At 53.9% G+C, this 12886-nt stretch carries 11 protein-coding genes and 1 tRNA gene; 8 read left to right on the top strand and 4 right to left on the bottom strand.

The features are described from left to right. Position 1 precedes the first annotated feature (1 nt). The gene (locus tag WCY31_RS02365) at positions 2–2050 is read right to left on the bottom strand and encodes an ATP-dependent helicase (protein ID WP_345972977.1); all 2049 of its coding nucleotides are present in this window, start codon (positions 2048–2050) and stop codon (positions 2–4) included. Positions 2051–2298: 248 nt separating this feature from the next. On the opposite strand from WCY31_RS02365, the gene WCY31_RS02360 reads away from it, so the two are divergent. Further along, on the top strand, positions 2299–3198 hold the full coding sequence (locus tag WCY31_RS02360) for a LysR family transcriptional regulator (protein WP_345970667.1): 900 nt from the start codon (positions 2299–2301) through the stop codon (positions 3196–3198). 234 nt (positions 3199–3432) lie between these two features. Here the strand turns inward: WCY31_RS02360 and WCY31_RS02355 are convergent, their stop codons facing one another. From WCY31_RS02355 to cysK, 3 genes are read right to left on the bottom strand one after another with little or no spacing between them, the layout of a single operon-like run. Further along, complete coding sequence (locus WCY31_RS02355; protein ID WP_345970666.1) at positions 3433–3894, bottom strand: hypothetical protein; 462 nt, start codon at positions 3892–3894, stop codon at positions 3433–3435. Positions 3895–3908: 14 nt separating this feature from the next. Next, complete coding sequence (locus tag WCY31_RS02350; protein WP_345972976.1) at positions 3909–4490, bottom strand: aminotransferase class IV; 582 nt, start codon at positions 4488–4490, stop codon at positions 3909–3911. A gap of 2 nt (positions 4491–4492) precedes the next feature. Continuing rightward, on the bottom strand, positions 4493–5413 hold the full coding sequence (gene cysK / locus WCY31_RS02345) for a cysteine synthase A (RefSeq protein ID WP_231020214.1): 921 nt from the start codon (positions 5411–5413) through the stop codon (positions 4493–4495). A 165-nt stretch (positions 5414–5578) separates the two neighbouring features. Here cysK and WCY31_RS02340 point away from each other — a divergent pair, with 165 nt between their 5' ends. From WCY31_RS02340 to WCY31_RS02310, 7 genes are all read left to right on the top strand, one after another. Continuing rightward, on the top strand, positions 5579–6916 hold the full coding sequence (locus WCY31_RS02340; protein WP_345972975.1) for a hypothetical protein: 1338 nt from the start codon (positions 5579–5581) through the stop codon (positions 6914–6916). 265 nt (positions 6917–7181) lie between these two features. Beyond that, on the top strand, positions 7182–8177 hold the full coding sequence (locus tag WCY31_RS02335) for a MoxR family ATPase (protein WP_345972974.1): 996 nt from the start codon (positions 7182–7184) through the stop codon (positions 8175–8177). Positions 8178–8341: 164 nt separating this feature from the next. After that, positions 8342–9514: a vWA domain-containing protein gene (locus WCY31_RS02330; protein WP_345972973.1), complete on the top strand. Its 1173-nt coding sequence runs from the start codon at positions 8342–8344 to the stop codon at positions 9512–9514. A 111-nt stretch (positions 9515–9625) separates the two neighbouring features. Continuing rightward, positions 9626–9940, top strand: a complete 315-nt coding sequence (locus tag WCY31_RS02325; RefSeq protein WP_231020210.1) for a F0F1 ATP synthase subunit C — start codon at positions 9626–9628, stop codon at positions 9938–9940. Positions 9941–10059: 119 nt separating this feature from the next. Next, positions 10060–10145: transfer RNA gene (locus tag WCY31_RS02320), tRNA-Leu, on the top strand. Between the two features lie 370 nt (positions 10146–10515). Continuing rightward, positions 10516–11346: a hypothetical protein gene (locus WCY31_RS02315; protein ID WP_345972972.1), complete on the top strand. Its 831-nt coding sequence runs from the start codon at positions 10516–10518 to the stop codon at positions 11344–11346. Between the two features lie 1298 nt (positions 11347–12644). Continuing rightward, entirely contained in the window at positions 12645–12878 is a 234-nt protein-coding gene (locus tag WCY31_RS02310) for a hypothetical protein (RefSeq protein ID WP_231020203.1), read from the top strand. Positions 12879–12886: the final 8 nt, after the last annotated feature.

Raw genomic sequence — 12886 nt, 5'->3', positions numbered from 1 at the left:
CTCAGAGGCGCTCCACGAAGGAGGCGAGGATCTCCCGCTTGTTGCCGCCGAAGTTGATGTTGAGCTTGAATTCGCGTCCGGCCTTGCTCACGCCTATGACCCGCCCGGCACCGAAGATCTTGTGGCGGACAAGGTCCCCTTTTTTGAATGCCGTGTTCTTCTCAATCTTCAGCGAGCTTTCGCACAGCCCCGCCTCGCCGAAGAAGCGGCTCTTCTCCAGTTCCGTACGGCGTCCCTTGTAGTAGCGGCTCTGCACGTGCGACAGGGTCAGCGTATCCTTGGCGCGCGTAAAGGAGACGTAGCCCAGGCGGCGCTCCTCTTCCAGGTCGCTGCCGTCTCCGACAAGGGGAAGGAACCCCTCTTCGAGGCCGATGATGAAGAGGTGTTCGAACTCCAGCCCCTTGGAGGCGTGGATGCTCATGATGTAGATGCTCTCCCCTTCGACCTGGTCCTGCTCGCTCTGCAGGGAAACCTCGTTCAAAAACGCATCCAGGCTCGCCTCCGGGTTCTGCTTGATAAAGTCGCGGAAAAGCCCGAAGAACTCGTCGATGTTCTGCACCCGCTCGGTTCCGTCGGGCATCGCTTCGTAGAAGGCCTTGATCTTGAAGATCTCGTCAAGACGCTCGGCGAAGCTGTAGAGCGACTCGTCCGCGATCGCGCGCATCTGCTCCAGCTCGCCGATGAACTGTTTGAGGGTCGTCGTGTTTTTCTTGCGCACCAGGGCCTCGAGCTCGGCCGTACTGCTGAGGCGGATCAGGTCGTACAGGGAGCGCTCCTGCTGCATGGCCGCCAGCTCCAGCTTGTCGATGGACGCCTTGCCGATGCCCCGCTTGGGCTTGTTGATGATGCGTTTCATCGAGAAGTTGTCGTGGTGGTTGGTGATGACGCGCAGGTAGCTGATCAGGTCCTTGATCTCGGCACGGTCGTAAAAGCGCAGCCCGCCGACGAGCTTGTAGGGGATCCCGGCGCGGTTGAGCCCCTCCTCGAGGGAGCGGCTGAGCGCATTGATGCGGTAGAGCACGGCGATCTCGTTGGGGCGTACCCCCTCGCCGATCAGTTTGTTGATCTGCAGGGAGATCTTGCTCGCCTCCTCGTTTTCGTCGTTCGAAGAGAGCATCTTGACGGCATCCCCGTCGCCTCTGGTCGGCAGCAGCGTCTTGCCCAGGCGGGAGCGGTTATGCTCGATCAGCGCGTTGGCCACGGTCAGAATCGGCGTGCGCGAACGGTAGTTGTGTTCGAGTTTGACCACCATGGCGTCCTGGAAGTCCTGGTCGAACTCCAGGATGTTGCGCACGTGCGCCCCGCGCCAGCCGTAGATGCTCTGGTCGTCATCCCCGACCACACAGAGGTTGTTGTGGGCGCTGCAGAGCTTCTGGAGCAGCTTGAACTGCAGTTCGTTCGTATCCTGGTATTCGTCGATCATGATGTACTGGTAGCGCTTGCTTGTCTCTTCGGCCAGCTCCGGGTGTTCATCGAGCAGTTTGTACGTCAAGGCGATCAGGTCGTCGAAGTCCACCAAGTTGTTCTCGACCAGGTACGCCTCGTACTCTTTGTACACTTTGGCGATCTGTTCGTAGTTTTTCTGCTCCGCCTGGGCATGCGCCTCTTCCGGCGTGATCAGGGAGTTTTTGTAGCGGGAGATCTCGCTGGCCACGAGGGGCATCGGGAGGTCGCCGGCGAGCTTTTTCAAAATCCGCTTCTTGTCGTCCGTATCGATAACGACGAAGTTGTTCTCCCGCCCCAGCCGGTGGATATGGAACTTCAAAAAGAGCAGGCCGAACTTGTGGAAAGTACACAGCAGCGGCGGATAGCTTTTCGCGTCGATCATCGCCAGGGCGCGTTCACGCATCTCCTTGGCCGCTTTGTTGGTAAAGGTCAGCGTCAGCGTGTTGCTCGCCGGGATCCCGACAACGTCCAGCAGGTAGGCAAGCCGCGAAGTAATGGTCGTCGTTTTGCCGCTGCCCGCGCCCGCAAGGATCAATAAGGGACCATCGATCTTCTTGACGGCTTCGGCCTGCTGCTCGTTAAGGTTTTTGAAAATTTGTTCCATCTCTATTTTTCGTGTTTTTAGGTTAATCTATTATATCAATAATTTTTTAAGCTCTCATTGTTTGATGACACTTTTCAGATTGCTTTATCGGGAAATTATAAAAAAAGTAATCAGAACTAATCCGTCTTATTGAAATGACTATCATTGTACGTTATAATTCTGATGTTTTATTTTTATGGAGCCTTGTTATCAAAAAGCGGATGCTTTATAACAAAGACAAATATGGCCCATTTGCCAAGGATATATGAATGCTGAAAGACTTCGCCAAACTGCAAACTTTTTTGACTGTCGTCAAAGAGAAGAGCTTTTCCAAGGCTTCCGCGAAACTGGGCATTTCCCAACCCGCCGTCACCCAACAGATCAAATTTATCGAAGAGTACCTCGATACACGCATCGTCGAGCGTAAGAAGAACGGCATCAAGCTGACCAAAGAGGGCGAGGATCTCTACCGTATCGCTGTCAAACTCGAAAAGGCGATCAACACGAGCCAAAAAGAGCTGCTCAAGATCATCAACAAAGACTTCACCTTTATCCTCGGCGCCTCCTATGCTATCGGAAACTACGTCATCCCGACCTACCTCGGCGCCATCAAAGAGAAGATCAACAACGAAGTCTACATGCACGTCGGCCTCTCCAACGAGATCATCGACGAACTCGAAGACAAAAAGATCGATGTCGCGCTGATCGAGTCGCCGGTCTTCCGCGACGGGATCATCTACCGCGAATGGATGGAGGACGAACTCGTCCTCTTCTCCAACCAGCCGCTGCCCAAGTACCTCAAAAAAGAGGACTTCTTCACCTTCGACTGGGTCTGCCGCGACGAGAACTCCCACACCCGCAAGCTCGTCTCCGAAGCCTTCGAAGAGCTTGAGATCGACTGCTCGACCTTCAACGTCATCGGGGTTGTGCAGTCGCCGACGGCCGTCAAAGAGACGATCATGCGCTCCCCGAAAGACGCCGAGCGCCCGATCGTATCGGTCATCTCCCGCCACGTTATCGAGGACGAGATCGCCGAGGGAAAACTGTACGAATCGCGCATGCGCAACTTCCGCGTCCACCGCAAGTTCTACATCGCCTACTCCAAAGAGCGCAAGCACGACGCCTTCGTCAACAACGTCGTCGACTTCCTGCTCACCATGCGGATGTAAGTACGTTTCATACTCTTCCATCTCCCGGGAGCTTCCCTCGGGGCAGGCACTAAATACTTAGTGCCACATCACCATATGACATTCCGCTTTGTTGTTCAAGTCAGAAATGATCATTAGCGTGTCGAGCGGACCAGTGATGCATGGAATGTCCCGAAAGCGGCAGCCTGTTATCCTTTTTTCTTCCCGGTTCGGCTTCTTTTTTGGATAAGCAAAAAAGAAGGGGAACGAACCTCATCACTTCTTCTTCAGAAACTTCTCATTTTCCGGATTTGACAAAAACGCCGCCATCGAATTCTCGATCCCGCCGTCATCGGCCGCTTCCGTCTCTTCCTCGCCCTCTTTATAGACGGCGTGGTTGATAAAGATGGGGGTTTCGTCGATGATGATCTGCATAATGCTCGGCAGCGGCACCGTGACGAAGCTGCCGATGTTTTCCGGGCCGAAGCCCGCCTCGAAGATAAGCCGGTTGCCGTCGATGCGCGCGCTGTCGAAGGTGTAGCCCGCCAGGTAAAAGAGGGTCATCGGGCGGAACGACTCGGTGATGTGTTCGGGCAGCTCCGGTTCGAAGCTCAGATGCTCGATCTTGCAAAGAATGCCGAAGGACTGATCGTGTTCGAACAGGTAGAGCATCAGCTCCTCGACATGCCGCTGCATTAAATCGACAAATTTTTCATCATTGAGAATATTGATGAGCATCACATCTCTCCAAGTTAATTAATCGGGGGAAGTATACCACCGCTCACCTCGACAAAGCCTGACAGGGCATTCATCACGGCCACGCATTCCGCGCCCCGCGCCGCGTCGAGGGTGATGTCGGCGCAGGTCAGCTTCCCCGCTTCGATCAGCCGGGCCCGCGCCGTGCCTTCGAGCAGTGGCCGCTTCGGCGTCAGCCACCGTCCCCCGATAAAACAGGCGACATTGGCGATGGTCGTATCGGTGATGAGCCCCGCCTGCACGATCAGGACGTCGTCCGCACTGCCCCGCTGGGCAAAAAGCCGGTCGAGCCGTTCACGTTCGGTCGTTTTGTCACGGTAGGTGATCGTCTCGTCCGTCACCGGCTGCAACGAGGTGATAATGCGGGGGGTATAGGGGAGAAATTCATATGTGAACATATGTTCATCATACTGGACCCGGCAGCGCCAGCGCCCTGTTTCCGGGGCTTCAAGGCGTTTTTCGAGGTCGTAGGGATTCGGGATGCCGTGGCGTCCCAGCGTCCGCTCTAGACGCTGCTGATGCCACGGCAGGTAGGGGAAACGTCCCTCTTCGGCCAGGATCGTCTCCAGAAACGGCATGCCTATTCGCTGAACAGTGCCGTCGAGAGGTAGCGTTCGGCCGTATCGCAGAGGATCGTCACAATCGTCTTGCCTTTGTTCTCCGGACGCGCGGCGACCTGCATCGCGGCGTAGACGTTGGCCCCGGCGGAGATGCCCACGAGCAGCCCCTCCTCTTTGGCCAGCATCCGCGACGTCGCCATCGCGTCGTCATTGCTGACGGTGATGACCTCGCCGTAGATCTGCGTGTTGAGGACGTCCGGCACGAAGCCCGCGCCGATCCCCTGGATCTTGTGCGGCCCCGGCTTGCCGCCGGAGAGCACCGCCGAGTCCGTCGGTTCGACGGCGATGATCTCAATGGCGGGGATCACCTCTTTGAGGCGCGTGCCCGTTCCCGTCAGCGTTCCCCCCGTCCCGACGGCGGCCACGAAGATATCGAGATTGCCGTCCGTGTCGCGCAGGATCTCTTCGGCCGTCGTTTTGATATGGACCGCCGGGTTGGCCGGGTTCTGGAACTGCTGCAGGATAACGGCGTTGCCCAGGCTCTCTTTGAGCTCCTCCGCCTTCTCAATGGCGCCTTTCATACCGGCCATCGCCGGCGTCAGGACCAGCTCCGCGCCGAGGGCTTTAAGGATGTTGCGGCGTTCGATACTCATGGATTCGGGCATCGTCAGGGTCAGTTTCAGCCCCAGTGCCGCGCAGATAGAGGCAAGGGCGATCCCCGTGTTGCCGCTGGTCGGCTCGATGATCGTCGTCTGGGCATTGATGATGCCGTCGTCCATCGCCGTCTTGATCATGTTATAACCGATCCGGTCCTTGACGGAGCTCGTCGGGTTCATAAACTCGCATTTACCGAGAATCGTCGCTCCGGTCTGCTCGGAGGGGGCATTGAGACGAATCAGCGGTGTGTTGCCGATCAGTTCGGTGATGTTAGACGCTATCATTCCTTATCCTTTAATGTTGCTTCGCTGCTATTATAGACGAAGCAAAGCGAATTTGTCTGCAATCCATAGTATTCTACTATGTTATTATGTGTATTTTGGCAGATGTGAAGCTTAATTGCAGATACTATTCCAAATGCGTCAAGGGTGAAGCGTTATAATACGTCCATGCAACCGCGAACATTCACCCATAAACGCATCCTGCTTTTCGGCGCCCCGCGCGCGCTGAACCGCGAGGAGTTCGACCGCCTCCTGCGCGCCGCGGACATCACCCTGGCCGACCGCTACGACGCCGACGTCGACGCCGTGGTCGAGGGGCGGCTGATCAATCCCCTCGAACAGGAGGAGCTCGACCGCCTCTACGACAGCGACAAGGTCGTGCCCCTCTCCATCGATGCCTTTGAAAAAACGCTCTGCACCCAGATCGAGCCCGAACGAATCATGATGAGCCTCAAGCTCACCCGCGATAACGAGCGGCTCCACGCCTTTTTGCAAAACCCCTACATTTCGAACGATTTCTTCCTGAAGCTGCTGCAGCTCTACGACTGGAAGGGGGAGGGGTTCTTCGACACGGACGAGAACCGGGACGTCACGGCGGCGCTGATCGGGCGCTACTACGAACACATCGAGCGCAACCATAACGTCCAGTACTCCACCCTGGGGCTCATGCACCTGCTCCGGCAGACCCGCCGCCCCCGTCTTATCCGCGTCATCGGCAGCCTTGCGCCGCTGCGCCAGGCCGTGGGCAGCAACGAGCGCCAGATGCGCGCAATCCTCGAAGCCCTGGCCCTGCACCCCGACAGCGACGAGCCGACCCTGAAGCACTTCATCCGCCAGGGCGATGACGCCCTGCGCGCCCTGGTCGCGACCCACCCCGCCCTCAGCCCGGCGCTGCAGCAGGAGCTGGCCGCCCTCAACGTGCCCGCCGTCACCACGGCCCTCGTCTCGAACCCGGCGCTCGACGCCGCGCTGGCGGAGCGTCTCTTTGCCGACGACGCGCTGGCCGAGACCGGGTACGCCCACATCGCGCTGGACGACGCGCGTTTTGACAAAGGGCTCGCGCGCCATGCCAAAGCACTGGCCGCCAACCCCGCGTTGACCCCGCCGATGCAGCAGCGCCTCTTCGAGACGGGCGACGAGGCGGTCATGACGGCACTGGCCGCCAACCCTGCGCTGCAGATCACCGGGGCGCTCATGCAAACAAAGATCCCCGCCGTGCGCGCCGCGCTGGCAGCCAACCCCGCCATGACAGGTGAGGCCCTGACGGCGCTGGCCGGTTCGGGCTGCGACGCGGCCCTCGCGGGCAACACCGCTTCGCCCGCCGCCCTGCTCGAACAGCTTTACACCCGGGGGGATGCGGACGTTTTGGGTGCCCTGGCGGCCAACCCCGCCACCCCCATTGACATTCTGCAGCAGCTGCAGCTCGACGCCCGTTTCGAGCGGGCCGTCCGGACCAACGACGCCTTCGGGCAGTTCATTCAACGCGAAAACATAGGATGGTTATGAGGGCACATCCAACTCCCCATCGCGTTTTCAGCGTTACAGAGAAAGTTCTCATCGGAGTCCACGCTTCGGGGCTTGTTAAATGCCTGAAGCATAGTACAATCCTGAAGAGAGTTTTCTCTGCAACGCCCTGCGGGAAAGCATTTGAGGCACGATCTTTCCTTGGTACACTTTTTGACGTAGCTTCCGCTATGCCTGCAAAGCGCACCAAAAAAATCTCATACCTCAAATCCCTTCTGAAATTCACGCAGGGGAATTGGAGGTGCCCTTGAGAAGCCAAGAGATTACGGAAACCTTAGGAGCGCTGATTGATCAGAAGCTGCCGACCTTTTTGTGGGGGGCGCCGGGAATCGGCAAATCCTCCGTCGTCAAACAGATCGCCGACGCCAAGGGGATCGGCTTTATCGACCTGCGCCTCTCCCTGATGGACCCGACCGACCTCAAGGGGATCCCTTTCTACGAGAACCAGGCGCACCAGGCCGTCTGGGCGCCGCCCTCTTTTCTGCCCCGGGAGGGGAGCGGCATCCTCTTCCTCGACGAGCTCAACACCGCCGCGCCCTCCGTGCAGGCCTCGGCCTACCAGCTCATCCTCGACCGCAAGGTCGGCGAGTACGAACTGCCCGAGGGGTGGGCCATCGTCGCGGCGGGCAACCGCGAGAACGACCGGGGCGTCGTCTACCGGATGCCGCTGCCCCTGGCCAACCGCTTCATCCACCTGGAGATGGATGTCAACGTCGACGACTGGCGCCGCTGGGCCTACGGGCGCGGCATCGACGAACGCATCATCGGCTACATCACCGCCAACAACGACGCCCTCTTCGGTTTTGACCCCGCGAGCGACACCAAGAGCTTCCCCACCCCGCGCAGCTGGGAGTTCGTCCACGGGGTCCTCGCGTCGGGCATGCGCGACCAGCTGGCCCTGAGCGCCATCGCCGGGGCCGTCGGCGAGGAGCGCGCCGTCGCCTTCACGGCCTTTGCCAAGGTGATGCACCTCCTGCCCGACACCGACGCCGTCTTGCGCGGGGAGTCGCGCGAAGTCCCGGAAGATCTCAGCGCCCTCTACGCCCTCGCCTCCGCCCTCGTCTCCAAGGTGCTCAAAGCCCCCGATGACGACACCCTGGCCCGCCTGCTCGACTACACCCACCTCCTCCCCCCGGAGTTCGCCGTCCTCATCGTCCAGGACCTCCAGAAAAACGGCGTCATGATGGACCACCTCGACGCCTACGGCAACTGGGTAGGCAAGTTCGCCTTCCTTCTTGAATAAACAAGAAAAAGGGAACTGTATGGAACGCGCACGTAATAGAAGAAGTCGGACATTCGATCAGCATCCTTCATGCGCGGCAGCCGAATTATCCTTTTTTCTTCCCGGTTCGGCTTCTTTTTTGGATAGGCAAAAAAGAAGGGGAACAAACCTCCAGGACCCAGCCGATGTCTGAAAAAGTCGCCCTGGACAAACTGGGCAAAGCCAAAGCCCGCCTCCTGCTGAACTCCCCCTACTTCGGCACCCTCGCCAGCCGCCTGGAGCTGGACACCAGCGACGACATCCCCGGCTTTCTCAGCAACGGCCTGAGACTGGAGTACAACCCCGACTACGTCGAGGGCCTCGACGACGGGGAGTGCGAATTCATGCTCGCCAACGGGGCGATGCACGCGGCGCTTGTGCACGAACGGCGCCAGAACGGGCGGATGAGCTGGCTGTGGCAGCTGGCCACCGACCACGCCATCAACGCCATGCTCGTACAGAACAACTTTGCCCTGCCCCCGCAGGTCAATTACGACCCCCGCTTCGAGGGGATGTACGCCGAGGCGATTTACGCCCAGCTCAAAGACGAGATCAAGAACGAAGAGTACAGCGACGACGAGCGCAACGATACCGGCTTCAACGAGAACAACCAGCGCAAGCGTGACGAACTGAAAAACGCCGAGGGGGACCACGACCCGGACAAACTGCGGCCGCAGATGGAGGTGGAGAACAGCGTGGACGAATCGCTCTTCGAACATTTCGAAAAGGCCGTCCGCGAGATGCTGGAGCAGCAGGGCGACACCCCGCTGGGGCTGGAGCGTTTTTTCATCCCTGCGCCCAAAAACGTCGTGGACTGGCGCAGCGAGCTCTTTCACGCCCTCTCCCGCCACCTCAAAAGCGACTACCGCATGCTCCCGCCCTCCAAGAAGCTGCTCTACAACCACATCTACCTGCCCTCGTCCACCTCGGAGACCCTCGATATCGTTATTGCCATCGACAGCTCCGGCTCCGTCGACGAGGAGCTGCTGGGGCGCTTCATCGCCGAGGTCGAGTCGCTCCTGGAGACCTTCGCCGACTACCGCATCGAACTGCTTGTGAGCGACGCCAAGGTGCAGTCGCACCGCCAGTTCTATCCCGGCGAGCCGCTGCGCTTCGAGCTCAAGGGCGGGGGCGGCACGGACTTCCGCCCCGTTTTCGAATGGACGGAGCGCTACGCCCCGATGGCCCCGCTGCTGCTCTACTTTACCGACTGCGACGGCCGTTTCCCGGACCGCGAACCCCTCATCGACACCGTCTGGGTCACCCCGGAAACGCAGAAGGAAGTCCCCTTCGGCCACACCATCCCTCTCAATATATAGGCAACAAAGCGCCTCTTAAGCGTGCAATATCTATAATTCGCCCGCAAAGTGACAAGTAGGGATACGCAAGCCGAACGGACTTTGACACAAAAAAATTTATTGGAGAACTCCATGAAAAAGATTCTTTTTCTGATGGTTGCTTTCGCTGGCGCTGCTTTCGCAGCTGATGCTGACGTTGCAAACCAGACACTCAAAGCTTACTCTATGATCGCTGCAGGCGTTGGCCTCGGTCTCGCTGCTCTTGGTGGCGCTATCGGTATGGGTCACACTGCTGCTGCGACTATCGCAGGTACTGCTCGCAACCCGGGTCTGGGTGGTAAGCTCATGACGACAATGTTCATCGCCCTCGCGATGATCGAAGCTCAGGTCATCTATACACTCGTTATTGCCCTGATCGCTCTGTACGCTAACCCGTACCTCGGCTAATCAGCCGAAAAACCTGCGAAGGCTTCGGCCTTCGTTTTTTTTGACAGCTTGAAAAATTTTAAGCTGTTTATAACATTTTCGCCAGTATAATTCTGGTCTTTTAAAACTTACTGTTAAACGCGACCGTGGTGGAATTGGTAGACACGCTATCTTGAGGGGGTAGTGCCAACTTGGTGTGCGAGTTCAAATCTCGCCGGTCGCACCATCCGAACTCCCTTTTTTACGAACTTCCTAAAACACAGATTCATTGCCTTATAATCCTTTTCAAATGAAGCTCATATCCCTGTCAATTTTTGTCCGCTCAGTTTTGATGTATTTCGCATATCTGTTATAGAACATTGCGGGCATTGAATGACCAAGTATTTTCGTAATACTATAGGTGAAAGTTCACTGCGTTTTAACATATTAGTTACAAATGTACACCGCATATTGCAAAGCCATCTATGCAGAACACCAATTTTTCTAAACAACTCGAACCACCTTCGTTTTCCAACGACAGAAGCATACGGCATATGATTACTATATTCATTTGTTTGCCGGGTATAATTAATCTGAGTTATTTAGGAAAGCAACCAATGTATAAAGACTTACTAAATCCAAAAATGAGTTCAGCTTTACACCTTAAATCAATGATGGTTTCTACATTTGGAAAAGATATATTTAATGGTGGAGAGGAATCTATAATAAATACAATTTTTGATTCGTTTGCTAAGAATCTCTTTTTCGGAGCAATTGAAAATGCATATGTACATTATGGACGGCTATATATGTTAACACTTAATATGCAGTCTATAAAAAAGTTTGACAAGGTATTATTTAAAAAATACAATAGAGCCTTGAAGAAATCAGTATATGATAACAATTTTTATGGATTGAGAATGGAAATAAATACTATAGCTCATTTCATCCAAAAAAATATTTCATTCAATAAACAAGAAAGTCCTGATTTTGAAATTACTCATAATGGAAATAAAGTATACATAGAATGCACAAGCGTAGTATTTGAAAGAAAAACATCAACAAATGAAGACGTGTTAAAAAAAATACTTTTTAAAATAAATGAAAAAAACGAAAAACCTTATGCAAGCAATAGCACTTCTCTTTGGATAGAAACCACCAATATGACTCATAGAGTGGCAGCTAATAGTATGGATTTAGACAACCGCTATCTAAAAAAAGAAATTACAAAATACCTTCAAACACATCCACATATAAAGTACGGCAGTATCTATCTTTATCAAGGTTTTTACCATCCATTGTCACAAAGATTTATAATAGGGCACACTGGTATAATTGGCGATAATGCCTCATATGAATTAAATAATTTTTTGGAAACGTATTTCCCTGTTGTTCACCCAGATGAAATGATTGATTATGGTTACCAACTTTCAACATTCTCTATGTAGACAATATTATGAGTTTAATTTTCTTATTTCTAATCCACTTCAAATAAAACGATTATCTATATAGATAGATAGCTCTATTTGACCGTGTGCAGTTAGAAAAAAACCATAAAATACGATTTTTTTGGGCTTTAAATTTAATTTTGGATCTCACCGCTCGCACCATCCAAACAAAAACTCCCCACAAAGCTTCCAAACTAGAAATTTTTCAAAAAATTTACATTTTCAGCAAAACAGATCATTATCGTTTATTTCCAAAACTACTCTTTACTGGAAAGTGCATCATCTTTAAGGATGCAGGCAACAAATTATTCAGATCTTCTCAATAATGAGAAGTGGTTCAAACCCCTGAATCTCGAGCCTTGCCCAACATTCTTGATATGAACACACAAAGATGGGACTCTCAGACTCTTGTAAATAATAAATATTCTCCATTATTAAAGATCTGTAAAGCTTGCTCCGAATGTCCAAAAAGTTAGGTCACAGAATGAAAACAAAGCGCGGGAAATATAACGTTCTTGAATAATTTATGCACGCCGTATTTTGGGTCATTGATATGAATGTACTTGACTACATGGTGAGTAGAAATACTATGTGCACTGAATTTTGAAAGCCGGTATGATTTTTGGAACGGCAACGCTTCCGTTTCGGAATGAAGTAGCATTGTAGGTGTGATTAGAGTGCCACTGCGAATGGCACTCCGGTCAGAATCAAAAACCAGGATAAGTGGTTTTAGACTATAACGCAAAACATATTTTAGTCTGTGCCCTTAAAATTAGGGCTGAAAATCTAAGATTACCCTAATAAACAGACTAATATGTCACGTCTCACCACTTATGCTGACAGCATAAGGACCAAGATATGGCAGCTAAATACTATGTAAGCAAAGAAGCAGGGAATTCAGGTGAACATGCAGTTCATAAAGAGGGTTGCACTCAGTTACCGAGTGAGAGAATTTTCCTTGGCGGCTTTTCACACTGTCTGAACGCGCTTGAAGCAGCGAAAGTATTCTACCCGGCCGTAGATGGATGCGACTACTGCTCGCCAATGTGCAGTAGATAGTAAAACAGGCGGACCAATCCTAGGCATTCGGTCCGTCATGCAGGGTCTGTTTTTTCACACCCTGCCGCCCAGACCACCCAAGTAACATTTCCCTTTTTAACCGTTCAAGACCAAAAATATTCTCTGTCAAAACCAATATCCCTATCTTCTGCATGATGCCAAATAGTGTGCAACAAATTCGTCCGCAAGAGAGGGGCTTGCATATATAATTGTTCCAATGCCAACACAAAGGAGCGAGTATGCAACTGCTTGAGGACAGCTACGGCAACGTCATCGCCGTCAAAAACATCTCGGGGGTCACCGGGATCTATGAAAACGAGAACTACGTCGCGAACAGCAACAAGATGGATGAGAAGCTCTACTATTTCAAGATCATCGCGGGGATAGTGTGGACGCGGTATTACACGACGATGGCGGAGGCCGAAACCTACAGAAACGCCGTGATCGAGGCGATGCAGAACACCCCGGACTGAAGCGACAC

The organism is Sulfurimonas sp. HSL3-1 (assembly GCF_039645995.1).
Classification (GTDB): Bacteria; Campylobacterota; Campylobacteria; order Campylobacterales; family Sulfurimonadaceae; genus Thiomicrolovo; species Thiomicrolovo diazotrophicus.
This window is presented reverse-complemented; position numbering and strand designations above follow the sequence as displayed.

What these genes read in the sequence shown, in the direction of transcription:
- WCY31_RS02355 (WP_345970666.1), bottom strand. Translation starts at nt 3,894, where the DNA reads ATGCTCATCAATATTCTCAATGATGAAAAATTTGTCGATTTAATGCAG.
- WCY31_RS02315 (WP_345972972.1), top strand. Translation starts at nt 10,516, where the DNA reads ATGTATAAAGACTTACTAAATCCAAAAATGAGTTCAGCTTTACACCTT.
- WCY31_RS02350 (WP_345972976.1), bottom strand. Translation starts at nt 4,490, where the DNA reads ATGCCGTTTCTGGAGACGATCCTGGCCGAAGAGGGACGTTTCCCCTAC.
- WCY31_RS02365 (WP_345972977.1), bottom strand. Translation starts at nt 2,050, where the DNA reads ATGGAACAAATTTTCAAAAACCTTAACGAGCAGCAGGCCGAAGCCGTC.
- cysK (WP_231020214.1), bottom strand. Translation starts at nt 5,413, where the DNA reads ATGATAGCGTCTAACATCACCGAACTGATCGGCAACACACCGCTGATT.
- WCY31_RS02330 (WP_345972973.1), top strand. Translation starts at nt 8,342, where the DNA reads ATGTCTGAAAAAGTCGCCCTGGACAAACTGGGCAAAGCCAAAGCCCGC.
- WCY31_RS02360 (WP_345970667.1), top strand. Translation starts at nt 2,299, where the DNA reads ATGCTGAAAGACTTCGCCAAACTGCAAACTTTTTTGACTGTCGTCAAA.
- WCY31_RS02325 (WP_231020210.1), top strand. Translation starts at nt 9,626, where the DNA reads ATGAAAAAGATTCTTTTTCTGATGGTTGCTTTCGCTGGCGCTGCTTTC.
- WCY31_RS02340 (WP_345972975.1), top strand. Translation starts at nt 5,579, where the DNA reads ATGCAACCGCGAACATTCACCCATAAACGCATCCTGCTTTTCGGCGCC.
- WCY31_RS02310 (WP_231020203.1), top strand. Translation starts at nt 12,645, where the DNA reads ATGCAACTGCTTGAGGACAGCTACGGCAACGTCATCGCCGTCAAAAAC.